Genomic DNA, 25,902 nt, shown 5'->3' on the forward strand with positions numbered 1-25,902 from the left:
CCCCGATGTCTGATAATGTCCGCATGCATATGAAATATGACTTTTGGAATCAAGTTCTATGTTTTAGAGCTTTTCCAAAGTAGTCTGACTGTCGGGGCGCCTATAATGAATTCGATGAACTCCAACTATTCCATCCGTGATGAAATCCGCGACTTCTGGTCGGAGAGGGCGGCGACGTTTGACGAGAGCGTCGGCCATGAAATCTTCTCGGAGGAAGAACGCAAGGGCTGGCAGCGGCTGATCCGCAAGCATCTGGGCGATGGCACCGGCCGCGCCGCTCTGGACCTCGCATGCGGCACCGCCGTCATTTCGCATCTGATGAACGACGTGGGTTTCAAGGTCACCGGGCTCGACTGGTCGGATGCGATGCTGGGCCAGGCGCGCGCGAAGGCTGCGAAGCGCGGCACCGATATCCGCTTCGTGTCCGGCGATGCTGAAAACACCATGGAGCCGAAGAACAGCTACGACGTCATCACCAACCGGCATCTGGTGTGGACGCTGGTCGATCCGTCGGCCGCCTTTGCGGAATGGTTCTCCGTCCTGAAGCCGGGCGGCAAGGTGCTGATCCTCGATGGCAACATGGGCAAGGAGACCTGGGTCAAGGGCCTGCAGAAGTTCTGGTCGAGAATCACCGGCAAGCCTGCGCCGAGCCACATGAGCCCTGCCATGGCGGCCCGTCACCAGAACATCCGCTCGCGCGTCTATTTCTCCGACGCGATGCCGGCTGAAGCAGTGGTCGATCTGCTGACCAAGGCGGGTTTCGCCAACATCGTCGTCGACCGCAAGCTGTCCGACATCCATTGGGCCCAGGCCCGAAAGATGCCCTTCCTGCGCGGTCTCGAACGTATGGTGCAGGAACGCTTCGCGATCTGCGCGACGAAGCCGGAATAATCTGCCGATATGAGGTGGCCCCTGGCGGCCACCTTTCGACCCACGGCAAATGTGCACAGCATTTATGGCCGCCTGACATGATTGTGACCGGGCTGTGACCGTGGGGCATTAACCTTTGACCGCTTCCCCCGAAACCCGGGGGAAGCGCAAAGTAACGCGGATCACGATCTGGCCTCATCCGGGCCCTGCGAGTGCCTCGTTTCGGGATCTGCGCCCGATGCAATTAACCTTGTGATAACCGATCGATTTTTGAATGGGCTATCTTCTGCGCGCGGTCATCGCCGCCGCGGCTCCCTCGCCATTTCCGACCATGGAGACAAGATTGTCCATCAAGCTTTTCGCCCTTTCCGCGCTCGCTCTTTCCACAATCGCAGCACCCGTCCTTGCCCAGCCCACCCCGAGCATGGTGAGAAAATTCGATGCCTGGGGTCTCTATTCCTACAAGGGTGACGGCGGTACGACCTGTTACGTGCTGACCACGCCGACCCAGATGCAGCCCGCCAATGTCGATCACGGCGACAACTTTTTCCTGGTTGCACCAAAGCCTTCCGGGTCCGGCTTCTACCCGCAGGCGATCATGGGTTACGACCTCAAGGGCGGGTCGCAGATGACGGTTACTGTCGACGGCCGGACCTTCGCCCTGGAGCCGAAGGGCAATTCCGGGTGGACGAAGCAGGAGAGCATCGATGCCGCACTCATCGCGGCGATGAAATCGGGAAGCAGCATGACGCTCGAGGCGGTCTCCCAGCGCGGCACGCAGACCAGCTACACCTTCTCGCTTTCCGGCGTAAGTGCTGCATTGACCCAGGCAGGGCGCTGCGGCTGACAGGGTCTCGCTCGCTTTGTCATGGCGGATGTGGTATCTGTCATGACAAAGACCGGAGCGACTGCCATGAACCTGCAGATACGTGATCCTCGTGCCCGCGAACTCGCGGAACGGCTCGCAAAAAAACGTAACGTCAGCATGACCGAGGCGGTGATCGAGGCGCTTGAGGAGACGCTTTCAAAAGAGGAGCAGGCGGAAGCGCCCTTTCAGGAACGTGTGATGAAAATCGTCGATCGCCTTCACGCCATCAAGGGTGGCGAGGGACGGGACATGACCAAGGAAGAAATCGACGAAATGTGGGGTCATTAGTGTTCGTCGATACTTCCGTCATCGTCGCAATCTTTTCCAAGGAGGAGGATGCGCCACAGTGGATAAGCAAGATCGAAGCGGCGGAAAACCTCTGCACCAGCGCCTTGGTCGTACTTGAGGCCGCCATAAGGCTGTCGACGAAACTCGATGAGGATCCCATCGTCATTGAGCAAGGTCTATCCTCTTTCTTCAAAGAGGCGAAAATCCAGATCGTCCCAATCGAGGAAGCGGATGGCGAGCTGGCGATCCGGGCTTTCCGGGATTACGGCAAGGGCAGGGGACACCCGGCGCAGCTCAATCTGGCCGACTGTCTCTCTTATGCCTGCGCCAAAAACCGCGGCCTGCCGCTGCTCTACAAGGGCGACGACTTTGCCTGTACGGACTTGGCCTGAAGCCTTCGGACTGCGTCGAAAATAGCCGTCTGCGCCCATGGCTTTTTCGTGGCAATGCCCTAGTTGACGATTGTCAAAAAGGCTGTCTCAGGTGATCGTTGTCATGTAAGACGGCATAGCCGATCGCCGCCGAAAGCCCGCTGATGAATCATTCGACTGCCGAGACAGCCTTTCTTTCCCATAGCGGCGAAATGGCCCGTCTTATTGCGGCTTTCGATTGGGCAGGCACGTCGCTTGGGTCGATCGCCGCCTGGCCGCAGAGCCTCAAGACCACGATTTCCCTCATGCTTCGTTCGCCGGTCCCGATCGTCACGCTGTGGAACGAGGACGGGGTGATGATCTATAACGACGCCTATTCCGATTTTGCCGGACGGCGTCATCCCGGCATCCTCGGCTCCAAGGTGCGCGAGGGCTGGCCTGAGGTCGCCGACTTCAACGACAACGTCATGAAGGTTTGTTTCGCCGGCGGCACGCTTGCCTATTCCGACCAGGAAATGGTCCTCGACCGCTCCGGCGTGCCCGCATCCGCCTTCATGAACCTCTATTATTCCCCGGTCTACGACGAGGCCGGAAAACCTTTCGGCGTGGTGGCGATCGTCGTGGAAAACACTTCCAAGGTGCGGGCGGAGCGGCGGCTGCAGGGCGAGGGCGAGCGTCTGAGATTGATGTTCGACCAGGCGCCGGGCTTCATGGCGATGGTGACCGGACCGGACCATGTTTTCGAAATGGCGAACGGCGCCTATATGCGCCTTGTCGGCGGCCGCGAGCTGCTCGGTCGGCCGATCCGCGAAGCCCTGCCGGAAGTGGCGGAGCAGGGGTTTTCCGACCTGCTCGATGAGGTCCGCAGAAGCGGCCGTCCCCATCTCGGCCAGGGTGTGAGCGTGATGCTGGCGCGCCGGCCCGGCCAGCCGCCGGAAGAACGTTTCGTGGATTTCGTCTATCAGCCGATCGTCGACGACGCCGGCCAGCCGACTGGCATCTTCATCCAGGGCAGCGACGTCACCGATCTGAAGAAGGCTGAGATCGCGCTTCTCAAGGAGACCCGGCATCTCGAGGTGCTGAACCGGCTCGGGGCCGAACTTTCCGCCGAACTCGACCTCGAAAAGGTGGTGCAGATGACCACCGACGCCGGCGTCGAACTGACCGGCGCCCAGCTCGGAGCTTTCTTCTACAACGTCGTCAACGACCGCGGCGAGAGCTACATGCTCTATGCGCTGTCCGGCGTTCCCCGGTCGGCTTTCGCGAATTTTCCGATGCCGCGCAACACGGCCGTTTTCGCGCCGACATTCAGCGGCGAGGGCGTTATCCGCTCCGACGATATCATGGCGGACCCACGCTACGGCCGCAATGATCCGTATTTCGGCATGCCGAAGGGTCATCTGCCGGTGCGCAGCTATCTGACGGTTCCGGTGATCTCCCGCTCCGGCGAGGTGCTCGGCGGCCTTTTCTTCGGCCATGCCGAGCCGGCTCAGTTCCGTGAGGAGCATGAGCGGCTGGTGGTGGGAGCTGCCGGCCAGGTGGCGATCGCCATCGACAATGCGCGGCTTTTCCGCGCCGCGGAACGCGACCTGGCAGAACGCCAGCGCGCCGAAGAGGCGCTGCAGGTGCTGAACGCCGGCCTCGAACAGAAGATCGCCTCCGAGATCTCCGAACGCATGAAGATGGAGGAGGCGCTGCGCCAGAGCCAGAAGATGGAAGCGCTCGGCCAGCTGACAGGCGGCGTCGCGCATGACTTCAACAACCTGCTGCAGGTGATTTCCGGCAATCTTCAGCTTCTCGCCAAGGACGTTGCCAGCAACGAGCGCGCCGGTCGCCGGGTGGAGAATGCGCTTGCCGGGGTGCAGCGTGGTTCCAAGCTCGCAAGTCAGCTGCTCGCCTTCGGCCGCCGCCAGCCGTTGGAGCCGAAGGTCGTCAATATCGGCCGGTTCCTCACCGGCATGGAAGAGCTGCTGCGCCGGACGCTCGGCGAGGATATCGAGGTCGAGACGATCCGCTCCGGCGGCCTCTGGAATGTGCTGGTCGACCCGACCCAGATCGAGAATGCGCTCCTCAACCTCGCGATCAACGCCCGCGACGCGATGGAAGGCGGCGGCAAGCTGACGATCGAGGCGGGCAACGCTTTCCTCGATGACAATTACGTGCGCCAGCATGCGGACGTGCCGGCCGGCCAATATGTGATGCTGGCGGTGACCGACACGGGCACCGGCATGACGCCGGAGGTGATGGAACAGGTGTTCGAGCCGTTCTTCTCGACGAAGCCCATCGGCAAGGGCACCGGCCTGGGCCTCTCGATGGTCTACGGTTTCGTCAAGCAATCCGGCGGCCATATCAAGATCTACAGCGAGCTTGGACAGGGCACGACCGTCAAGATCTACTTCCCGCGCATCCAGCGCAGTGAGGATCTGGTGACCGACGCCGATTTCGGCCCGGTGACCGGCGGCACGGAAACCATTCTGGTGGCGGAGGATGACGAGCAGGTGCGCGCCACCGTCGTCGAGCTGCTCGGCGATCTCGGTTACGCGGTGCTGAAGGCGAAGGACGCTGCGGGTGCGCTGAGTATCATCGAAAGCGGCGTGCCGGTCGATCTTCTGTTCACCGATGTTGTGATGCCCGGGCCGCTGAAGAGCACCGAGCTTGCCAGGCACGCGCGCGAGCGGATGCCGGATATCGCCGTGCTGTTCACCTCGGGTTATACGGAAAACTCGATCGTGCACGGCGGCCGGCTCGATCCCGGCGTCGAACTGCTCTCGAAACCCTATACCCGCGAGGCCTTGGCGCGAAAGATCCGTCACGTGCTGAACGGCCAGCAGCATCGCAACCGGGTGAGGGCGTCTTTTGCAGCCAAGCCGCCCGCCGCGCCGATCGGGCCGCGGCCGGTTCTGCCGCGCTATTCCGTGCTGCTGGTCGAGGACGATTTCCTGATCCGCATGAGCGCGGCCGATCTGCTGGCCGAACTGGGGCACCAGGTTTCCGAAGCCTCGACCGCGGAGGAGGCGATTACCATGATCGAGGCGCGCAGCTTTGACGTTGTGGTCACCGATCTCGGCCTGCCGGGTCTTTCCGGCGGCGAGTTCGCACAACAGGCGCGCAAGCTATCTCCCGATGTCGGTATTGTATTCGCGACCGGCAACGACCGCATTCCGGACGAAGCGGCAGTAGAAGGCGCAGTACTTCTGAAGAAGCCCTACGGCAGCCAGGAGATCGCAATAGCCTTCGAGAAGATTGCGGTGCAGAAGGGCTGAGAACCAGTCGTCTCGCCCTCACCACCACGCGAAGAAATGCGACACTGGTCCGTGGCCGGTGCCGACGGTGAGGGTATCGGCGGCGGCGATTGCGCCGGCGAGATAGGTCTTGGCGACGGCGACCGCCTGCGCGGGCGAGGCGCCCTTTGCGAGCTCGGCTGCGATTGCGCTGGACAGCGTGCAGCCGGTGCCGTGGGTGTTTCTGGTCGCGGTGCGCTTGCCCTCGAACCAGTGGATGCCGGTAGCGTCCGCCAATACGTCCGGGCTGTCCTCGCCTTCCAGATGACCGCCCTTCACCAGGACGGCCTTGGGACCGATCTTCAACAACCGCTCAGCCTGGGCTGCCATCTCTTCGCGGGTCGTGGCGATCGTCTCGCCAAGCAGGGCTGCTGCTTCCGGCAGGTTGGGGGTGACGACGGTGGCAAGCGGCATCAGCTTGTAGGTGACGGCGTCCACCGCATCGAGCGCCAGCAGCGGCGAACCGCCCTTGGCGATCATCACCGGATCGAGCACGATCGGCACGGTATCGCGATAGGGGCGCAGCACGTCGGCAACCGCCTCGGCGATCTCGGCATTGGCGATCATGCCGATCTTCACCGCGTCGACGCGCACGTCGAGAAAAATGGTGCGGATCTGGTTTGCGACGAAGGCGGCGGGCACCGCATGCACCCCGGTGACGCCTTGGGTATTCTGAGCGGTCAGCGCGGTCAGCGCCGCCATGCCATAGGTGCCGCGGGCCGCAAAGGTTTTCAGATCCGCCTGGATGCCGGCGCCGCCGGAAGGGTCCGAACCGGCGATCGACAGGACATTCTTGATGCTCATGCGCGCGCCCTTTCGATTTCCGCGGCAATTCTGCGGGCTGCGGCTTCAGGATCGGGCTGGCCGCAGATAGCGGAGACGACCGCGATGCCCTTTGCGCCGGCGGCGAGTGCGAGGCCGGCATGATCCGCCTTGACGCCGCCGATCGCCACTGCCGGAACCGACGCCATGGCGACGATGCGCGCAAGCCCGTTGAAACCGATCGGCTGCTTGTGGTCGGGTTTGGTGCCGGTCGCAAAGACGGGACCGATGCCGACATAATCGATGATGGACGGATCCACCCGTCGCGCCAGGTCTTCGTTTTCGACCGAGAGGCCGAGGATCATGCCATGGCCGGCGCGCTGGCGCGCCATCGCCGCCACCATATCGCTCTGGCCGACATGCAGGCCTTCCGCTCCAATCACGATCGCTGCCTCCACGTCGTCGTTGATGATCAGGGGCACGCCGGTGCCTGCCAGCACCGCCTTCAGAGCCCGGCCGGTTTCGATCATCTTAGCTGTATCCGCCTGCTTGTCGCGGAGCTGGACGATGGTCGCGCCGCCGGCGACCGCCAGCCTTGCCGTCTCGACCATGCCGATGTCGCGGCAGAGATCCGGGTCGAGGACGAGGTAGACGGAAAGATCGAAGGTCTTTTTCATGCGGAAACGATCCTTGCCTTGGCATCGAGCGTCTCGCCGGTCAGCGCCGCGAGACGGTCGAGGAAGATCGGCGAGAAGAAGCCGGGACCGGAGGCGGTAAACGCCGCTTCCTCTCCCGCGACCGCGAACATGGCGAGTGCGGCGACCGTCGCCTCGAAGGGATCGTCCGTGCTTGCCGCAAAGGCGCCGACCAGGCAGGTGAGCGAGCAGCCGAGCGCGGTGACCCGCGGCATCAGGGCGGAGCCGCCAAGGATGCGGACCGAACGCCGGCCGTCGGTGACGAAATCCACCTCGCCGGTGACGGCCACCACGCAGGCCTGCCGCTGGGTGATGGCGATGGCGGAACTTTCGGCCGCCGCAACGCTGTCGCCGCTATCGACGCCATGGCCGCTCGACTGGCTGCCGGCCAGCGCGATGATTTCCGACGCATTGCCACGGATGACCGTGGGCTTCAGTTCGATGAGCTGGGCGACTGCCGCGCGACGATAGGCGGTGGCGTAATGGGCGACGGGATCGAGCACCCATGGCTTGCCAGCTTCCGTGGCGGAGGCGGCCGCGGCCTTCATGCCGGCCAGGAAATCCGGCGACAGGGTGCCGATATTGATCGTCAGGGCCGAAGCGATACGGGCGAATTCGCCGGCTTCTTCCTTGGTGTGTACCATGGCGGGCGAGGCGCCGGCCGCGAGCATCACGTTGGCTGCGATGTTCATCGCTACGAAATTGGTGATGTTCTGGACGAGCGGATTTTTCGCGCGCATCGCCGTCAACAGCTGGCCGGGGGTTTCCGCAAGGAGCGTTGTCGTCTGCATGTCTGCCTCGTTCGGCGGGGCAGGCGCGGGGCGCAATGTTGAACGCCCGGACGACTCCCTCCGCCAGCATGATCTGGTTCAGGTTCTAAGGGTGCTTCTCAGCCCGGCTCTGCCGGACGCCCCTGTCTTCACCATGGCTTACAGCAAAGAGAATGCGCTTCGCCAGTGATTTTTTCTGATTTTAGGCCTTGCAGCTCTAGTCGCTAGAGGTTGTAGAGACGGGGCTCGGTCCAAACGGGAAAGAGACGATGAGCGCCACGACACAGGCACGATACAAGGTTGGCGGCATGGATTGCGCCAGCTGCGCGACGAAGATCGACACCGCGGTTCGCCGCATGCCGGGCGTCGCGGACGTGTCCGTTTCGGTTGCGTCCGGCACGATGACGGTAAAGCACGACGGGACAGGCGATCTTGGCGCGATCGAGAAGAAGGTTGTCGGGCTGGGGTATACGCTGAGGGCGCTGGGTCAGAGGGCGCCGGCCAACGTCGGAGCGAGCGGCCCCCTCACCCCACCTCCGCTTCGCTCGGTGGACCTCTCCCCAAGGGGAGAGGAGGACGGAGACGGAGCGGCAAGTCTTCTTCTCCCCAGCGGGGAGAAGGTGGCCGCGGAGCGGTCGGATGAGGGGGAGGCCGGTCACGGCCAACATAGCCACGACGGTGGGCACGATCATTCCCATAACGACCACGCCACCAAAGAAATCGAAGACCTGCATGGCCACGATCACGGGCCGATGGACGGGCCGTGGTGGAAATCGGCAAAGGGCCGCCTGACCATCCTGGTCGGGTTCGTGTTGACGGCGGCTTACGGGCTCGGCCACCTCGTTCCCGCCTATGACACCTATATCTTCGCCGCCGCGATGTTGGTCGGCCTCGTGCCGATCGCCCGGCGCGCGATCATGGCAGCACTTGCCGGTACGCCGTTTTCGATCGAGATGCTGATGACGATCGCCGCCGTTGGCGCTGTCATCATCGACGCGTCGGAAGAGGCCGCCGCCGTGGTCTTCCTTTTCCTCATCGGCGAATTGCTGGAAGGGGTCGCGGCCGGCAAGGCGCGGCAGAGCATCCAGAGCCTGACGGCGCTGGTGCCGAAGAACGCGCTGCTCGAAGAAAACGGCCAGACCCGCGAAGTGCCGGCCGAGAGCCTTGCGGTTGGCGCGACCATCCTCGTGCGTCCCGGCGACCGCATTTCGGCGGACGGCGTCATCATCGCCGGCGAAAGCGCGATCGACGAAGCGCCGGTGACGGGCGAAAGCACGCCGGTTGCCAAGGGCATCGACGATACGGTGTTTGCCGGCACGATCAACGGCGATGCCGCTCTGCGGGTTCGGGTCACGGCAGCTGCCGAGGACAATACGATTGCCCGCGTGGTGCGGCTGGTCGAGGAGGCGCAGGAGAGCAAGGCCCCGACCGAACGCTTCATCGACCGGTTCTCGCGGTATTACACGCCGGGTGTCGTCGCCGTTGCCGCACTGGTCGCCATCTTGCCGCCGCTCGTTGTCGGTGCGTCCTGGAGCGAGTGGGTCTACAAAGGCCTGGCGATCCTCTTGATCGGCTGCCCCTGCGCGCTGGTCATCTCGACGCCGGCGGCAATCGCCGCATCGCTGTCGTCGGGTGCCCGCCGCGGCCTCTTGATGAAGGGCGGCGCGGTGCTCGAAACGCTCGGCAAGATCACCGCCGTCGCGCTCGACAAGACCGGCACGTTGACGGCCGGCAAGCCCCAGGTGACCGATGTCATCGCCTTCGGCCGCAATGCGGAAGACGTGCTGCGCTTGGCCGCCGCGCTGGAAACCGGCTCCAGCCATCCGCTCGCCGTCGCCATCCTTGCCAAGGCTGCCGATGACGAGGTGGAGATCCCGGCTGCGACAGATGCCCGGGCGCTCGGCGGCAAGGGCGTCACGGCGATTGTCGAAGGCCAGGAGGTATTCTTCGGTTCGCCGAAGGCCGCAGTCGAACGCGTTTCGCTGCCGATGGCGCACGGCCGGCGGATCACCGGCCTCAACGACGAAGGCAAGACCGTCTCGGTGCTGATCGTCGGCGGGCTCCTTGCCGGTGCCGTCGCCATGCGCGACGAACCGCGTCCCGACGCCAGGGAGGGCCTGAAGGCGCTAACCGATGCCGGCATCAGGATCGTGATGCTGACCGGCGACAATGCCCGCACCGCGGCCGCGATCGGCAAGGACCTCGGCATCGAGGTGCGTGCCGAGCTAATGCCGGAAGACAAGAGCCGCATCGTCGGCGAGCTGAAAAGCCAGGGTTTCGTGGTCGGCAAGGTTGGCGACGGCATCAACGACGCGCCCGCACTTGCCGCCGCCGATGTCGGCATCGCGATGGGCGGCGGCACCGACGTGGCGCTCGAAACCGCTGACGCCGCAACGTTGCACGGTCGGGTCGGCGACATCGCCGCCATGATCGAACTGTCGAAGCGGACGATGCGCAATATCTACCAGAACATTACCATCGCGCTCGGCCTGAAGGCCGTCTTCCTGGTCACGACCATTTTGGGCATCACCGGCCTGTGGCCGGCGATCCTCGCGGACACCGGCGCGACGGTGCTGGTGACGATCAATGCGTTGCGGCTGCTGCGGGTGAAGGCGGTTTAAGTGGCAGCGATGCCCCCTCATCCGGCTGCCGCCACCTTCTCCCCGCTCGCGGGGAGAAGGGATAGGAAGCGCCGTATGCCCCTCCCTTGGACATCTCATTGATTGAGACCTAGCCGCCTGCGTCCTTCGTCCCGTCTTGACGGGGAGAAGGACGCAGGCGGCAGCCGGATGAGGGGCAGATCTGAAGGTGACGCGCCTTCTCAAAGCGTCGGTGCCAAAACCGCGAAAGCCTCGTATGGCTTCAGCATCAGGTTTTCACCCAGCCGGTCGACCGGTTCATAGTTCGAGATCAGGCACTCGCCTGGCATCCTCAATTCGCCCGGCAGTTCGACGGACACCTCGTGGGCCCTGAAATTGGCAACCACCACCAAACGCTCCCCATCTAGCGTTCGCGAGTAGACGAACACGTCCGGATGGCTGTCGAGCCAGCTCTGATAAATCCCATAGACGATCACCGGGTGACGTTTCCTGAGCGCGATCAGCTTGCGATAATGGTTCCAGATCGACTTTTCGTCGGTCATTTCGCGCTCGGCATTGATCGTCGGATAATTTGGATTGACCTCGATCCACGGCACGCCCGTGGAAAAGCCGCCATAGGGCGCGGCGCTCCATTGCATCGGGGTGCGGGCGTTGTCGCGGGCGTTTTCGTTGGCGCCCTTGATGAATTCCTCGGGCGACAAGCCGGCTTCGATATGGAGGCGGTGCATGTTGAGCGTTTCGATGTCGCGATACTGCTCGATTGTCGTGAACGGCACATTGGTCATGCCGATCTCCTCGCCCTGGTATATGAAGGGCGTGCCCTTCATCAGGTGCAACACGGTCGCCAGCATTTTGGCCGATTCTGCCGGATAGCCGGTCGCATCGCCATATTTGGAGACAGCGCGCGGCAGGTCGTGATTGCCCCAGAAGAGCGAATTCCAGCCGTCGTCCGACAGCGCGTATTGCCACTTGCCGAGCACCGATTTCAGTTTCACCAGGTCGAACGGTTTCGACCGCCATTTGCCGAATATCTCATCCCATTGCTGGGTCACATGCTCGAACTGGAAGACCATCGACAGTTCGTGGCGGTTGCGGCCGGAATAGAGGAGAGCCGAACCGGGTGTCGCGCTCCAGGTCTCGCCGACGGTCAGGATATCGCGATTGCCGAATGTTCTGCGGTTCATTTCCTGCAGGTAGTCGTGCAGGTGCGGACCGTCGTGGACGATTTCCTGGTCCACCTGCTTGCCGATATAATCGATGACATCCATGCGGAAACCGGCAATGCCGCGCTCCAGCCACCAGTTCATCATCTTGTAGATCTCGGCGCGGACCGCGGGGTTTTCCCAGTTGAGATCCGGTTGGCGGGTCGAGAACAGGTGCAGGTAATATTCACCGCTCAGTGGATCGAGCGTCCAGGCCGGCCCGCCGAAGGAGGACTTGAGGCTGTTGGGCGGCCCGCCGTCCGGGGCCGGTTTGCGCCAGATGTAGAAATCGCGGAACGGGTTGCCCGGCCCCTTGCGGCTCTCGAGAAACCACGGATGTTCGTCCGACGTGTGGTTGACGACGAGATCGAGGACGATGCCCATGCCCCGGTTCCGCGCCTCCGATACCAGCCTGTCGAAATCGGCAAGCGTGCCGAATTCCGGGGCGATGTCCTGGTAATCGGAAATATCGTAGCCGTTGTCGTCCATCGGCGACTTGTAGATCGGCGATAGCCAGATCACGTCGATGCCGAGGGATTTCAGATAGTCCAGCTTTGAGGTGATGCCGGGGATATCGCCGACGCCGTCGCCGTTGAGATCGCAGAAACTGCGCGGATAGACCTGATAGACGGTGGCGGTGTGCCACCATTTGCGTTCTATCGGCAATTCAGCCTGCTTGATCGCTGCGGCAAGCTGATCCTGAAAGTCGTTCATCGAAACCTCCCTGCCTCTTAAACCTGTTCGAACGCGAGAGCGCGGGCGGGGTTCCTCACCCCGGCGGCAACAACTCCTCGGATGGAACATCGTGACTCGCTGCGGGTTAGACCAGTGGGAAACCGCAAGAAAAGGAGACCCTTCATGAGCAGCAAACTTCCCCCGACGCCCCCGGAAAACCTGAGCCACAAGGGCTCAGGCGAACAGTCTCATACGTCTGATATTAAACCCAGCAAGCTCCAGGCGGCGAACGATCCCGGCAAGCAGGGCCAGCAAGGCAATACCAAGGTCAACACGACCCACCAGGGTTATCAGCAGGACCGATAGGGAGTTCATGATGTCGACATCGCAGAAGACACCCGCAAGCATCCGCCAGGGCGGACCGGGCGCGTCCCATGAAAACGCCCCCGATGCAAAAAAGGGTGTGCCGCTCGACGTGAAGAAGCCACCGGCCGACGACGACCTGCGCTCCAAGAGCCGGGTCTCGGGCGGCGGCGGCGAACGCGACAGCCACCACACCCACGATGCGAAGAAGAAGGGGGGACAGGTGAACACGGCGCACTGATCCGTCGCTTCGGACCGGATGAAGAAACGCCCTCCCGGAGTGCCGGCAGGGCGTTTTAGTTTGACCAACCGCCGGTTGAGATCGAGCCATACTGGCGCTGTGGCAGATTTAACCTCCCGTTAACCATGGGTGGCTAAAAATGCAGGTGCGCGAATGACTGCGCGCCTAACCTCTGTGGGATCAACATGTACGTTGTATCGGTGCTCGACAATGGCGACCAACGGACCTTCGTGTCCGAAAGCCTGAAAATTTTAGACCGGATCGTCTACGCCACCATCTGTGGTTCTCCAAAGCAGTTCCTGCTTTCACAGGTCGTCGATATCGTCCCGGTCGACGCAAAACCTACCAAAGCTCCAACGACACGCAACGTCGCCTCGCTGATCCAATAGTCCCCTCAGACTGGACTGGACCGAGAGCGAAAACCCTTCATCGCCGTGAGCGGCCCACAGGCGCGTCCTTGACCATAGGCCATGGACGGACCCGCCGATGGCCTGTTCGCGCGCGCCTGCTCACGTTGGCTGCAACCGATCACACACGGGGTCGCAGCCACGGAGGGCTCGCCGGCCAATGTCGGCGAGCTTCAATTCGCCACGCCCCAGAAGAGCTGGATCGTTACTCTGCAGCATCGGCCTGCTCGGCCGCTATAGCTTCCCCCTTCGCTTCCTTCTTGCGGCCCGCGAGCACGTCGCCGGCCGTCCCGGACAGGCGGAAGAATGAGAAACACGAGGATGCGGAAATGATTGCGATGATGATGAAGGACATCGCGAAGGCGAAGTTGGTCAGCGTCTCGGAGCTGCCGGAAAAATAGTGCAGGAGCATGGCCGACATCGCGACGCCGGTACTCTGGGCGATGCGCTGCGCCATCTGCGACAGCGACGTCGCGTGGCTCATCTCCGAGTCTTCGGTTTCCGCGAATGTCAGCGTGTTCAGCGATGTGAACTGCAAGGCCCGGAAGAAGCCGCCGAGCAGAATGATGGCCACCATGACCATCGGCGCTGTGCCGGGCGTGAAAGTGGCGAGCAGCGCCATCGAGGCGCTGGCGATCAATGCGTTCCAGAAGAGCACGCTGCGGAAGCCGAAACGACGCAGGATTCGCCTCGTCATGGTTCGCATGCCGAAGGCGCCGATCGTCGAGACGAAGGTGATGGCGCCCGATTGCAGCGGCGTATAGCGGAAAACCTCCTGCATCAGCAGCGGCAGCATGAAAGGCAGGGCGCCCATGCTGATCCGGAACAGCGAACCGCCGGTGACGCTCGATCGGAACGTGGGATATCGAAAGAGTTTGAGGTCGAGGATGGCATTTTGCGTTTTGCGTGCATGGCGGATGTAGAGGCCAAGCAGGGCAACGCCGCCCACAACCAGGACCAATGCGCTGGAATTCATGCCGCGGGCGAAGGAATCGAACCCGAAGATGACCGCGCCGATCCCGGCACCGGTGAGGATGAAGCCGGGGAAATCGAAGGAGGTGCGCTCCGTCGGCGGGATTTTTTCGATGAGCGCAAGCGTCAGGATGATCGCCACGATGCCGACCGGCAGGTTGATCCAGAAGATCCAGTGCCAAGAGCTGACGCCGGTGATGAAGCCGCCGAGCAGCGGGCCGATCGCGGGGCCGATCACGGCCGGCATGCTCATCAGCACCATGGCGGACACCAGTTCCTCGCGCGGCACCGAGCGCACCAGGATCAGCCGTGCCGTCGGCAGCATCAGCGCGCCGCCGAAACCCTGCAGCGCGCGTGCTGCGATCAGCATGGTGAGGGTGGTCGAGGCGGCGCAGAGCAGCGAGGCGAGGGTGAACAGCGCGATTGCCAGGCAGAACACCCGCCGGGCGCCGAAACGGTCGGCGAGCCAGCCGCTCAAGGGCAGGAAGACACCCAGCGAGAGTACGTAGACGGTGATCGTCGAATGCAGCGCCAGCGGCGGCTCGCCGAGTGCGTCGGCAATCGTCGGCAGGGCCGTGGCGATCGCAGTCGAATCGATCTGCTGCATGATGAGCGCCGATGCGACGATCAACGGCACGGTCTTGCGGGTGTCCAATTCGGTCGCTTTCGGTTCAAGTCGTTGTTCGGTAAGCCCGGTTCCTGGCAGGCCACCAAACCGCGCGGCCACCGATGGTGTTTCCGCTTGCTTCAGTCGTCGTCACGTGTTCTTCTATATGGAACGTCGGTCCATAAACAGAATATTCCCTTGGATATCGGGCTGTCAACGGCGCTTTTGTCACTGCCGCGTTGACGGCGTCCGGATGCACGCCGGCCGATTGCGTGGGAGCGACAACTGAAATGAAGACGGTGGGGACATGAAGATCACGGGAGCGCAGGACGAGGACCAGCGGAAGGGCCGCCTCTCTTCGGTCTCGATGGCGATCCGCATCCTCAAAGCCTTCGAGGGTGACGATGCGGAGATCGGCATCACCGAGCTCGCCCGCCGTCTCGGCATTGCCAAGAGCACCGTGCATCGCCTGGTGGTGACGCTGATGGCGGAGGATTTCCTCGAGCAGAATCGCGACACCGGTCGCTACCGGCTGGGGCTCGAACTTTTCGGGCTCGGTTCGCTGGTGCGCAATCGCATGGACCTTTCCACCGAGGCGCGCACGCTGCTGATGGATCTCAGGCAGGAGACGGACGAGACGGTGCTGCTCGGCGTGCCGGCCGGGCCGGAGATCATGTATGTCCGCGTCCAGCCGTCCCGGCAGGCGGTGCGCATCAGCGCGGAAATCGGCATGCGCGCGCCCTATCATTCGACGGCTGCCGGCCGCGCAATTCTCGCCTTCCAGCCGGAAAACCGCATCGCTGCCCTTGTCGGGGCTACCCTGCCGCTCAGGACCCCAAAAACCGTCACCGATCCCGACAAGCTGCAGAAACTGCTCGGCAATGTCCGCCGCCTCGGTTTCGCAGTGGAAGACGAGGAGAACGAACTCGGCATGCGCGCCATCGCCGCACCCATCCGCGACGCCCAGTCGGACGTGGTCGGCGCCGTCGCCATCGCCGGTCCCGTCCAGCGCCTGTCGCTGAAGAATCTCAACGCTTTTGCCGAACCGCTGCTCGTCGCGGCACGGGCGGTCTCTGCCCGTCTCGGGCATCGCGGCGCGCTCGCAGGCGGCGACGCCTGACGGACAGCAGCGGTGACGATTTAATGCTCCAGAAGGGTTGCCTCGGGTCGGACCTGCTCTAGGTCACTCATTGAACCGTTCGGTTCGATCACATCGGCGCACGTCGTTTCGGCGCGTCACCGACCTTTTCTCTCCGGGGAGGTCTCTTATGGAAACCCACTGTCTTAAGCGCCCCACGCGGCGCCAATTCCTTTCTTCCGTCGCTTTTACCGTTCTCGCCAGCAGCGCCGCACCGGTGATGGCGCGCAGCATTTCCGGAAGCCTTCCCTGGGAGGCGCGTTCCGCCGATCCGCCGGTACAGGTCAAGCCCGGGGGCTGGCTGTTCTTCACGCTCGAGGAGGCGCAGACGATGGAAGCGGTCGCCGATCGGCTGGTGCCGGCGGACGATCTGTCGCTCGGCGGCAAGGATGCCGGCTGTGTGCTTTATCTCGACCGGCAGCTGGTGGGATCCTACGGCACGTCGAGCCGGCTCTACACAAAGGGCCCGTTCATGCCCGGCCTGCCGACGCAAGGGTACCAGGCGCCTGACACGCCGGCCCAGCGCTACCGATCCGGGATTGCCGCGCTCAACGCGTTCACCCGCGAAAACAAGGGTGGCCGGCGCTTTGCCGAGCTCGCCCCTGATGAGCAGGACGCCGTGCTGAAGGATCTCGAAGCCGGCAAGATCACCCTGCCGAACAAGGTGGATGCCAAGTCCTTCTTCAACCTGATGCTCGCCAACGTGATGGAAGGCTTCTTCGCCGACCCGATCTATGGCGGCAACAAGGACATGGCCTCGTGGAAGATGCTGGGCTTTCCCGGCGCGCGATACGATTACCGCGACCACGTTTCCAAACACAACCAACCCTATCCCCTGCCTCCGGTTTCGATCGCAGGCTCGACGGAATGGATGACCAGGTAGGGACTGAAAAATATGACTACTATTCTACCTCGCAAGGACGCCGTGATTGTCGGCCTTGGCTGGACAGGCGCGATCCTCGCTCATGAACTGACCGAGGACGGGCTCGACGTCGTGGCGATCGAACGCGGTCCGTGGCGCGATACGGCCACCGATTTCAACATCGGTTATGCCCAGGACGAACTTCGCTACGGCATCCGCCGTGACCTCTTCCTGCAGCCGGCCGTCGAAGCGATGACGATGCGCAACAACACTTCGCAGACGGCGCTGCCGATGCGCGACTACGGCTCCTTCCTGCCCGGCAACGGGGTGGGCGGCGCCGGTGTTCACTGGAACGGCCATACCTGGCGGTTCTGGGACAGCGACTTCCAGATCGCCGACCACCTGAGGGACCGCTACGGCGCAACCCGGATCCAGGACCTGCAATTGCAGAACTGGGGCGTGACCGGCGCCGAGATGGAAAAATCCTTCGACCGCTTCGAATATCTCGCCGGCATTTCCGGCAGGGCCGGCAATATCAACGGCCGGATCCAGGAGGGCGGCAATCCTTTCGAGGACCCGCGCTCGCGCGACTATCCGCTGCCGCCGCTGCAGATGACCTATGCGCCGACGCTGTTTGCCGAAGTGACCAGGTCTTTGAACCTGCACCCGTTTCCGACGCCGGCGGCCAACCTTTCCAAGGACTATATCAACCCGCTCGGCATCGCCATGGGCCAATGCACGATGTGCGGTTTCTGCGAACGCTTCGGCTGCGCCAACTATTCGAAATCCTCGGCCCAGACGACCATCCTGCCGGTGCTGATGAAAAAGAAGAATTTTGAGGTCCGCACCGACTCGGAGGTTCTGCATGTGGATCTCGACGTCTCGAAGAATCACGCCCGCGGCGTCACTTATGTGAACACCTCGGGCGAAGAGTTCTTCCAACCGGCCGATATCGTGCTGCTCTGCGCCTATGGTCTCCACAATGTCCGGCTGATGATGCTCTCCGGTATCGGCGAGATCTACGATCCGAATACCGGCGAGGGGACTGTCGGGCGGAACTACTGCTACCAGACCAATGCCGGCGCGCAGGTGTTCTTCGACGACAAGAACTTCAATCCGTTCGTCGCTGCCGGCGCGCTCGGCCAGACGGTGGACGACTTTAACGGCGATGCCTTCGACCATGGGCCGCTCGATTTCGTCGGCGGCGCGGGCATCAACTGCATTCCCTCGAACGGCCGGCCGATCCAGACCCGTCCGACCCCGCCCGGCACGCCGCGCTGGGGCAGCGACTGGAAGAAGGCGACTGTCAAATCCTACAAGTCGACGCTCGGCTTTTCCTCGCAAGGGTCGAGCTACCCGACCCGCGGCAATTATCTGGATCTCGATCCGACCTATACGGACCGGTTCGGGCGGCCGCTCTTGCGCTTCACCTTCGATTTCCCGGATAACGACATCCGCATGTCGAACTGGGTCTCGGACCGGATGGAGGAGATCGCCAAGGCCTTCGGCGGCAGGCAATACACCAATACCCGCCGCAAGAAGGGCTGGGATTCGGTGCCCTACCAGAGCACCCACAATACCGGCGGGGCGATCATGGGCACGGACCCCAAGACCAGCGCCGTCAACAAGTACCTGCAGAGCTGGGACGTCGCCAACGTCTTCGTCATCGGCGCTTCCGCCTTCGCCCACAATGCCGGCAAGAACCCGACCGGCACCGTGGGGGCGCTCGCCTATCACACGGCGGATGCGATCCGCCAGCAATATCTCCGCAACCCGGGCCAACCTCTGGTGTCGGCATGAGCAGGATCGTCTTTTCCCTCACCCTTGCCGCAACCGCCCTCTCGGCAGGCCTGGCGCTTGCCCAGGCTCCCGACCAGGCGGACCAGATCATCCGCGGTCGTTACCAGGCGATCCTCGGCGATTGCGCCGCCTGTCACACCGCGCCGGGGGCAAAACCGCTCTCCGGCGGGCTGCCGCTCGAAACGCCCTTCGGCCAGATCATTCCGCCGAACATCACCCCCGACAAGGCGACCGGCATCGGCAACTGGACGGAGGCGGATTTCCGCAGCGCCCTGAAGACCGGCATCGGCCATGACGGCAAGCGGCTCTACCCCGCCATGCCCTATCCGGCCTATACCAGGATGACCGACAGGGACATCGGCAATCTCTGGTCCTATCTCAGGACCGTCGATCCGGTCTTCAATCCCGTCGAAGCCAACCAGTTGCCGTTCCCGTTCAACATCCGGCTGTCGATGATGGGCTGGAACATGCTGAACTTCACGCCGGGCGAATTCCAGCCCGATCCGTCGAAATCGGCCGAATGGAACCGCGGCGCCTATATCGTCCAGGGGCCTGGCCATTGCGGCACCTGCCATTCGCCCAAAACCGCGCTCGGGGCGGACGAGACCAGCGAGCCGTTGCAGGGTGGTTCGCTGCAGGGATGGTATGCGCCCAACATCACCGGCAACAGCTATGTCGGCATTGGCAGCTGGAGCGAGGAGGAGATCGTCCGGTACCTGAAGACCGGCACCAACGGGCATACGATCGCTTCGGGCCCGATGGCGGAGGCGATCCAGGCCTCGACCTCGCTGATGACCGACGCGGACGTGCACGCGATCGCCACCTACCTCAAGAGCACCGAGGGCGGTCCGACGCAGAAACCGCAGCCGATCCCGGCAAGCGATGCGCGGATGAAGGTGGGGGCGGCGATCTATCACGACACCTGTTCGGCCTGCCATGGCGGCGACGGCAAGGGGGCGAACCAGCTTTTCCCGGCACTCGCCGGCAGCTCGATCGTGCAGCAGCCGAGTGCGGAGACGTTGACGCGGCTGGTGTTGCAGGGCAGCCAGGCGGTGCATACGCCTGAGGCGAAAACGACACCCGCCATGCCTTCGCTCGGCTGGCGCCTGACCGACGCGCAGGTGGCCGCGGTGCTCACCTATGTCCGCAACAGCTGGGGCAATGCCGCGCCTTCGGTCGGGGCATCGGATATCGGGGCGCAGAGGTAAAAGCGTTCGTCCTCGGCTATATTTGACGTATACCCCTCACCCTTCCCTTCTCCCCGCTTGCGGGGAGAAGGGAAGGCAGTCGGATGAGGGGCAATTGCCGAGCCACAACCTTCATTTCCCCGCTTCACGCGCCTCTATCTGCCGGCTACAACTCCATTATTCCGTTCTGCAATTTTGGATTTGAGAACCATGGCCGATAGCGTTACCGATCGTTTCCTCCGTTATGTCGTCATCGACACCCAGTCGGATGCCAAGTCTCCCTCCCAGCCGTCGACGATGAAGCAGAAGGATCTCGGCCGGCTGCTGGTCGAGGAAATGCTGGCGATCGGCATTACCGATGCGCATCTCGACGAGCACGGCTATATCTACGGGACGATCCCGGCCACGACGTCGAAGAACAACGTGCCGGTGATCTGCTTCTGCGCTCATATGGATACGGCGCCCGATTTCACCGGCACCAACGTCAAGCCGCAGATCGTCAGGAACTATCAAGGCGGCGATATCCAGCTCACCGGCGACAAAAGCCAGCTGATCCGGGTGTCCGAACATCCGGTGCTGAAAGACCAGATCGGCAACGACATCATCACCTCTGACGGCACCACGCTGCTCGGCGCCGACGACAAGGCGGGCATTGCCGAAATCATGTCGGCGGCCGAATTCTTCATCAACAACCCGGACGTCAAGCACGGCGCGATCCGCATCCTTTTCACCACCGACGAGGAGATCGGCCGCGGCGTCGACAAGGTGGACCTCGCAAAGCTCGGTGCCGATTTCGGCTATACGCTGGATGGCGAGACGGCCGGCACGATCGAGGACGAGACGTTTTCGGCCGATGCGGTGGAGATCGCCATCAAGGGCGTCGCCATGCATCCGGGCTTCGCCTTCGGCAAGATGGAAAACGCCATCAAGATCGCCGGCGGCATCGTCGCCAGATTGCCGAAGGACATGACGCCGGAGACCACCAAGGGCCGCGACGGCTTCATCCATCCGACCGGCATGACCGGCGTGATGGAAAAGGCGAACCTCTCCTTCATCATCCGCGATTTCACCGAGGAGGGCCTGAAGACCAAGGAGACCCTGCTCGAGGAGATCACCAGGCAGGTGATCGCCGACTATCCGGGCTCGACCTACACCTTCACCATCAAGGAACAGTACCGCAACATGAAGGTAGTGCTCGACCAGCATCCGGGCATCGTCGATTACGCGGTCGAGGCGATCAGCCGGGCCGGGATGACCCCGGTGCGCGGCAGCATCCGCGGCGGCACGGACGGCTCGCGCCTCTCCTTCATGGGCCTTCCCTGTGCCAACCTCTTCGCCGGCGGCCACGCCTTCCATTCCCCGCGGGAATTCGTCAGCAGCCAGGACATGGAACTGGCGGTGAAGACGGTGGTGGAGCTTGCAAAATTGTGGGAGGAGCGGGCGTAAGCGCACTTGAGCGTCTATCAAGACAATAGGAAGCCGGTGTATTCCTGAAGAGGGGGGCGATGCGGCTTCCTTATTCTGCTATCGCAAGTTACGTGCAAGCCATTCCCGCTAACCTCGGAAATTGCATCTCCGCCGCTGGTGATGTGTTGCGATCATTTTGATCACAACGTCGCTTGGTCCGGAAAACCTGGACACGGGGGTAAGATGACGACGATTGGCAGTTCGATGCTTGGCGTAACCAATACATACGCGCTCAAGCTTCTGCAGGGTGCGGAAACGCCTGCTACTGTGGGCACGAAACCCAGGGCTTCGGAGAACCCATCTTCGCCAGCAACCTTGCTCGACGGCGCAGGAAGCAGCGATGTCAGTGAGTTTATCTATGATGCTTTCGGGAAGTTCTCGACCGCTCCCGATCTCGACGATGTCATCGGGTTGCCGCCGCCGTCAGCGGAGCAAATTGCCGATCCAACGGCGAGCAATCACCCCAGCAAAGTAAAGTTCGAAATCAAGATCGGCGATGTTGTCCTAGCACGAATCTATGAAGGCGGCGTGGCGGAACTTGCCGACGGCTTCGACTATTCCTCCATCGGCTTCGACACCGAGGAGGCAGGTCTTGAAGGAATGGCCCTGGCCCAGGATAGGACCGCCCGCATCCTTAAATTCTTCGCCGAGTTGACATTCGACGTCACAGCTTTTGGCCCCGATGGTGCACCAGTCGTTCCCGCGCCCGAAGTGGAGAGTCCGGTCAATGAAGGCGAGGCCGATGGCCCAGACATGTCCGCAAATAAGCTGCTGCTTTCGCTCATGCTGGAAGCTGATCGCTTTCAGAGCGCGGTAGAGGTCCGGAAAGATTCGACATCCAAGGATCAGGTTGATCGAACCCATGTTCCCGAGAACATGACCGAAGAGGACGTTGCGGCGCTCAGCGACAGTGAGTATCTGTCGCTCCTAAAGGGAACTATCGCCGGGATGATCGATGACTGGTATGCCCACCTTCGCAGCATCTCCATGCAGGAACCCTACACCTATTCTCCAGTGGTGACGGCCGTATCTGAGCCAGCGGGTTGATGCATTCTCCGTTCATGACCCCTCGGATCGTGCCCGCGTTGCCACCGCAAAGATATACCCAAATTGGTCAATGCCGAGCAAGGACAATACCCGGCGGGATGTGCTTTAAAGTTGGTGAGGCATCTCCTGTTGCCTCCGGTCAACAGACAAGGGATCCTCGCGCTATCCTGCGGGGTCCTTGTCTGTCCTTGAACGCGCCGCATTTTCCGCTTAGAAAACCGCCATCTGCAGCACCAACAGGACGGTGGACCATGGACCTCAACCGAAACGCAACGCCGCTTTGCCTTGCCATTCGGGAATCCGTCCATGCCTTCCATTACGCTTGCAAACCTTTCATGGTCCACGCCTGACGGCCGGCCGCTTTTTTCCCATCTGAACCTCAGCTTCGGGCCTGAACGCGCCGGCCTTGTCGGGCGCAACGGCGTCGGCAAGACGATGCTTTTGAAGCTGATCGCCGGCGAACTGACGCCCGCATCCGGCACGGTCTCCGTCTCTGGCAGCCTCGGCGTGCTGCGCCAGAGCGTGCAGGTCGCGCCCGGCGAAACGATCGCCGACCTCTTTGGCACGCGCGATGCGCTGGCCACCCTTGCTCGCGCGGAAGCGGGCGAGGCATCCGCCGAGGAACTCGCCAATGCCGACTGGATGCTGGAAGCGCGCATGGCGGAAGCGCTGGCGCGGGCAGGCCTCGATGCGGATGCGAACACGCCGCTCGAAACGCTGTCGGGCGGCCAGCGCACCCGCGCAGGGCTGGCGGCGCTGATCTTCGCCGAGCCGGATTTCCTGATCCTCGACGAACCCACCAACAATCTCGACCGAGACGGCCGCCGGGCGGTGATCGACCTGCTCGCCGGCTGGCGCGGCGGGGCGATCATCGTCAGCCATGATCGCGAGCTTCTGGAAACCGTCGATGCGGTCGTCGAATTGACCTCGCTCGGTGCCACCCGTTATGGCGGCAACTGGAGCCGATACCGGGAGCGCAAGGTGCTGGAACTGGCCGCCGCCGAGCACGATCTCACTGATGCCGAAAAGCGGATGGCGGAGGTCAACCGTGTGGCGCAGGAAACCGCGGAGCGCAAGGCGCGCAAGGACAGAACCGGCAAGAAGAAGGCCGCCAAGGGCGACATGCCGCGCATCGTCGCCGGCGGCATGAAGCGGCGGGCGGAAAACACCAGCGGCGACAACGCCCGGCTTGCCGAGCGGCTGCGAACCCAGGCGGCCGACGACATCTCAGTTGCGCGTGAAAAGATCGAGATCCTCCAGCCGCTCTCCATGACGCTGCTGCCGACCGGCCTGCCGGCGAGCCGGGTCGTGCTCCGGATCGACAATGTCACCGCCGGTTACGAGATTGAAACGCCGGTCCTGCGTGACCTCTCCTTCGAGATCACTGGGCCGGAACGCATCGCCGTCACCGGTCCGAACGGTTCGGGAAAGACGACGCTGCTGTCGCTGATTTCGGGCAGCCTGTTGCCGTTCTCGGGCACGGTGCGGGTGCCGGTCAGATCCGCGATGCTCGACCAGCGGGTGAGCCTGCTCGATCCGGCGCTGTCGATCCGCGACAATTTCCGGCGGCTCAATCCGCAGGCGGACGAAAATGCCGGCCGCGCGGCGCTCGCCCGGTTCATGTTCCGCGCCGATGCCGCGCTGCAGGTGGTCGGCACGCTGTCGGGCGGACAGATGCTGCGGGCGGGGCTCGCCTGCGTGCTTGGCGGACTGGCGCCGCCGTCGCTGCTGATCCTCGACGAGCCGACCAACCATCTGGATATCGATTCCATCGCCGCGGTCGAGGCCGGATTGCGCGCCTATGACGGCGCGCTGCTGGTTGTCAGCCATGACGAGGTGTTTCTGGAGGCGATTGGCATCACCCGCCGGCTGGAGTTGGGCTAGAACCGGTCAGGCGGCTGGCGAACCGGTCAGCGCCTCGGTCGTCACCAGATTGACGTCGGCCTCGGCGAACTGGGCATTGTAGCGGCGGATGATGGCGGCGGCGCTCTCCTGCGGCTGATCGAGCGTGCTGTGGGCGTCGGAAACCACCGTCACCTTCAGCCCGGCCGCGATCGCCCCCTGCACCGTGCCGGCGACGCAGAAATCCGTCTGGGCGCCGAGGATCACCACTTCCGGCGCACCCTGGTTCTCGATCCAGGCGCCGAGTTCCGGATTGCTGAACGAGTCCCGGACGGTCTTCGAGAAGGTCGGCTCGTCGTCCCGCTGGCCGAGCGCCGGCCAGACGGGCCAGCCGGGCTCTCCCGGCGCCAGCGGATCGCCCTCCGGCCCGTCATGGCGCACGAAGGCGATCGCCCGGCCTTCGCGCCGCGCCCAGTCGATCACCTTTCGGGCGCGCTCGGTCAGCAGATCCGCCTCGTGCAGGGGCGGCTCGACAAGGCCGTCGAACATATTGGTCTGCAGGTCGATGATGATGACCGGCGCTTTTTCCGCGGATGTGCTGGACATGGGGTTGCCTCCATTGAAGACAGGGAAATTGCCGGATTCCCTCCGGATTTCAACCCATATCTTCGCGCTGAGGGCGCGATCGCTCGAGGATAAGGTCAACCGCCGGTCAGCCTGGAAGGGCAATCCGGGAACTTCGGCGCGGAAAACAATCCTACCTTAGCAGCCCTTGGCCGCCGTCCACATAGATCGGGGTGCCCGTCACATGCCGGGAGCGGTTGGAGGCGAGGAAGGCGATGACTTCGGCGACGTCCTCGCTTTTTCCCGGCCGGCCGTCGCTGATCGGGACCTGGCCCTCCGGCCATTCCACCGGGATTGCGGTTTCCTGCGCGTGGCGGAGCTTGGTGTTGTCGCCGATATTGGTTTCGATCTCGCCGGGGCAGACGGCGTTGACGCGGATGTGGTGCTTGCCGAGTTCCAGCGCCAACTGCTGCACCATCGCCACTTGCGCGGCTTTCGTGGCGGTATAGGCGGTGGCGCCGGGTGTCGTGAAGGTGCGGTTGCCGTTGATCGAGGAGACGACGATGATCGAGCCGGCGCCCTGTGCCTTCAGATGCGGCACGGTGAGATGCAGCGTCAGATAGGTGCCGCGCAGGTTGACGGCGATCGTCCTGTCGAACTCTTCCGGCTTCAGGTCGTCGATCGGCGCCCAGACGCCGTTGATGCCGGCATTGGCGACGACGATGTCGAGCCGCCCGAATTTTCCGGCAAGCCGATCGATCGCTGCGCGCATCCGGCTCTCGTCGGAAACGTCGGCTTCGAGCACCAGCGCTTCTCCGCCGGCCTTCTCGATCTCTCGGGCAGTCTTTTCGATCTCGGTTCTCGTATGGCCGAGCAGGGCGACCTTTGCGCCTTCCGCAGCAAGTTTCATCGCCGCCGCCTTGCCGATGCCCGAACCTGCCCCGGTTACCAGAGCCACCTGATTCTTGAGTTCCATGAGCCCATCCTGTCGTCGGATCGCGGCTTCTGCCGCGCAAAAACGAA

23 protein-coding genes and 1 riboswitch are annotated in these 25,902 nt (G+C 63.0%); of the genes, 16 read left to right on the plus strand and 7 right to left on the minus strand.

Annotated features, from left to right (window positions below):
- Positions 1-105: 105 nt before the first annotated feature.
- The 5 genes from C5J26_RS23030 to C5J26_RS23050 all read left to right on the plus strand — a co-directional run bounded on the left by C5J26_RS23030 (position 106) and on the right by C5J26_RS23050 (position 5,660).
- Complete coding sequence (locus C5J26_RS23030) at positions 106-891, plus strand: methyltransferase domain-containing protein (RefSeq protein WP_105403903.1); 786 nt, start codon at positions 106-108, stop codon at positions 889-891.
- 310 nt (positions 892-1,201) lie between these two features.
- On the plus strand, positions 1,202-1,717 hold the full coding sequence (locus C5J26_RS23035) for an invasion associated locus B family protein (protein ID WP_105404031.1): 516 nt from the start codon (positions 1,202-1,204) through the stop codon (positions 1,715-1,717).
- Positions 1,718-1,759: 42 nt separating this feature from the next.
- Entirely contained in the window at positions 1,760-2,026 is a 267-nt protein-coding gene (locus C5J26_RS23040) for a type II toxin-antitoxin system VapB family antitoxin (protein ID WP_245437482.1), read from the plus strand.
- Positions 2,026-2,418 carry a type II toxin-antitoxin system VapC family toxin gene (locus tag C5J26_RS23045; RefSeq protein ID WP_105403904.1) on the plus strand — a complete coding sequence of 131 codons (393 nt, stop codon included), beginning with the start codon at positions 2,026-2,028 and terminating at the stop codon, positions 2,416-2,418. The genes C5J26_RS23040 and C5J26_RS23045 overlap by 1 nt, the downstream gene beginning before the upstream one ends.
- A gap of 143 nt (positions 2,419-2,561) precedes the next feature.
- The gene (locus tag C5J26_RS23050; RefSeq protein WP_245441250.1) at positions 2,562-5,660 is read left to right on the plus strand and encodes a response regulator; all 3,099 of its coding nucleotides are present in this window, start codon (positions 2,562-2,564) and stop codon (positions 5,658-5,660) included.
- 18 nt (positions 5,661-5,678) lie between these two features.
- Here C5J26_RS23050 and thiD read toward each other — a convergent pair whose 3' ends face one another.
- Genes thiD through thiM form a run of 3 tightly spaced genes read right to left on the minus strand, consistent with a single transcriptional unit; the run spans position 5,679 to position 7,926 of the window.
- Positions 5,679-6,482 carry a bifunctional hydroxymethylpyrimidine kinase/phosphomethylpyrimidine kinase gene (gene thiD, locus C5J26_RS23055; protein WP_105403905.1) on the minus strand — a complete coding sequence of 268 codons (804 nt, stop codon included), beginning with the start codon at positions 6,480-6,482 and terminating at the stop codon, positions 5,679-5,681.
- A complete protein-coding gene (thiE, locus tag C5J26_RS23060) occupies positions 6,479-7,117 on the minus strand; it encodes a thiamine phosphate synthase (RefSeq protein ID WP_105403906.1) in 639 nt (212 codons plus the stop codon). Before thiE ends, thiD begins: the two co-directional genes overlap by 4 nt.
- Positions 7,114-7,926 (minus strand): hydroxyethylthiazole kinase, encoded by an 813-nt coding sequence (gene thiM / locus C5J26_RS23065; protein WP_105403907.1) that lies wholly within the window; start codon positions 7,924-7,926, stop codon positions 7,114-7,116. Before thiM ends, thiE begins: the two co-directional genes overlap by 4 nt.
- Positions 7,927-7,964: 38 nt before the next feature.
- Positions 7,965-8,060, minus strand: a riboswitch (TPP riboswitch).
- A gap of 114 nt (positions 8,061-8,174) precedes the next feature.
- Between thiM and C5J26_RS23070 the strand changes: the two genes are divergently transcribed.
- Entirely contained in the window at positions 8,175-10,526 is a 2,352-nt protein-coding gene (locus tag C5J26_RS23070) for a heavy metal translocating P-type ATPase (protein ID WP_105403908.1), read from the plus strand.
- 200 nt (positions 10,527-10,726) lie between these two features.
- Here C5J26_RS23070 and C5J26_RS23075 read toward each other — a convergent pair whose 3' ends face one another.
- A complete protein-coding gene (locus tag C5J26_RS23075) occupies positions 10,727-12,421 on the minus strand; it encodes an alpha-glucosidase (RefSeq protein ID WP_105403909.1) in 1,695 nt (564 codons plus the stop codon).
- A gap of 144 nt (positions 12,422-12,565) precedes the next feature.
- Between C5J26_RS23075 and C5J26_RS23080 the strand changes: the two genes are divergently transcribed.
- From C5J26_RS23080 to C5J26_RS23090, 3 genes are all read left to right on the plus strand, one after another.
- The gene (locus tag C5J26_RS23080) at positions 12,566-12,748 is read left to right on the plus strand and encodes a hypothetical protein (protein WP_105403910.1); all 183 of its coding nucleotides are present in this window, start codon (positions 12,566-12,568) and stop codon (positions 12,746-12,748) included.
- A 10-nt stretch (positions 12,749-12,758) separates the two neighbouring features.
- The gene (locus tag C5J26_RS23085) at positions 12,759-12,986 is read left to right on the plus strand and encodes a hypothetical protein (protein WP_046666226.1); all 228 of its coding nucleotides are present in this window, start codon (positions 12,759-12,761) and stop codon (positions 12,984-12,986) included.
- Positions 12,987-13,171: 185 nt separating this feature from the next.
- Positions 13,172-13,375, plus strand: coding sequence for a hypothetical protein (locus C5J26_RS23090; protein WP_105403911.1), 204 nt, complete (start codon positions 13,172-13,174; stop codon positions 13,373-13,375).
- A 223-nt stretch (positions 13,376-13,598) separates the two neighbouring features.
- On the opposite strand, the gene C5J26_RS23095 is transcribed toward C5J26_RS23090, so the two are convergent.
- Complete coding sequence (locus C5J26_RS23095; RefSeq protein ID WP_105403912.1) at positions 13,599-15,092, minus strand: DHA2 family efflux MFS transporter permease subunit; 1,494 nt, start codon at positions 15,090-15,092, stop codon at positions 13,599-13,601.
- A gap of 187 nt (positions 15,093-15,279) precedes the next feature.
- Between C5J26_RS23095 and C5J26_RS23100 the strand changes: the two genes are divergently transcribed.
- The 7 genes from C5J26_RS23100 to C5J26_RS23130 all read left to right on the plus strand — a co-directional run bounded on the left by C5J26_RS23100 (position 15,280) and on the right by C5J26_RS23130 (position 24,357).
- Positions 15,280-16,092 carry an IclR family transcriptional regulator gene (locus tag C5J26_RS23100; protein ID WP_105403913.1) on the plus strand — a complete coding sequence of 271 codons (813 nt, stop codon included), beginning with the start codon at positions 15,280-15,282 and terminating at the stop codon, positions 16,090-16,092.
- Positions 16,093-16,240: 148 nt separating this feature from the next.
- Positions 16,241-16,993, plus strand: coding sequence for a gluconate 2-dehydrogenase subunit 3 family protein (locus C5J26_RS23105; RefSeq protein WP_105403914.1), 753 nt, complete (start codon positions 16,241-16,243; stop codon positions 16,991-16,993).
- Between the two features lie 12 nt (positions 16,994-17,005).
- Entirely contained in the window at positions 17,006-18,772 is a 1,767-nt protein-coding gene (locus C5J26_RS23110) for a GMC family oxidoreductase (RefSeq protein WP_105403915.1), read from the plus strand.
- Entirely contained in the window at positions 18,769-19,980 is a 1,212-nt protein-coding gene (locus C5J26_RS23115) for a cytochrome c (protein WP_105403916.1), read from the plus strand. The genes C5J26_RS23110 and C5J26_RS23115 overlap by 4 nt, the downstream gene beginning before the upstream one ends.
- Before the next feature lie 189 nt (positions 19,981-20,169).
- Entirely contained in the window at positions 20,170-21,405 is a 1,236-nt protein-coding gene (gene pepT, locus C5J26_RS23120; RefSeq protein WP_105403917.1) for a peptidase T, read from the plus strand.
- A 204-nt stretch (positions 21,406-21,609) separates the two neighbouring features.
- Positions 21,610-22,473, plus strand: a complete 864-nt coding sequence (locus C5J26_RS23125; protein WP_105403918.1) for a hypothetical protein — start codon at positions 21,610-21,612, stop codon at positions 22,471-22,473.
- 306 nt (positions 22,474-22,779) lie between these two features.
- On the plus strand, positions 22,780-24,357 hold the full coding sequence (locus C5J26_RS23130; RefSeq protein WP_105403919.1) for an ABC-F family ATP-binding cassette domain-containing protein: 1,578 nt from the start codon (positions 22,780-22,782) through the stop codon (positions 24,355-24,357).
- Positions 24,358-24,363: 6 nt separating this feature from the next.
- Here the strand turns inward: C5J26_RS23130 and C5J26_RS23135 are convergent, their stop codons facing one another.
- Positions 24,364-24,921: an isochorismatase family protein gene (locus C5J26_RS23135; protein ID WP_105403920.1), complete on the minus strand. Its 558-nt coding sequence runs from the start codon at positions 24,919-24,921 to the stop codon at positions 24,364-24,366.
- Positions 24,922-25,072: 151 nt separating this feature from the next.
- Positions 25,073-25,855, minus strand: a complete 783-nt coding sequence (locus C5J26_RS23140) for an SDR family NAD(P)-dependent oxidoreductase (RefSeq protein ID WP_105403921.1) — start codon at positions 25,853-25,855, stop codon at positions 25,073-25,075.
- Between the last annotated feature and the right edge of the window lie 47 nt (positions 25,856-25,902).

The organism is Neorhizobium sp. T7_12, from assembly GCF_002968535.1.
In the GTDB taxonomy this organism is placed as follows: Bacteria; Pseudomonadota; Alphaproteobacteria; order Rhizobiales; family Rhizobiaceae; genus Neorhizobium; species Neorhizobium tomejilense.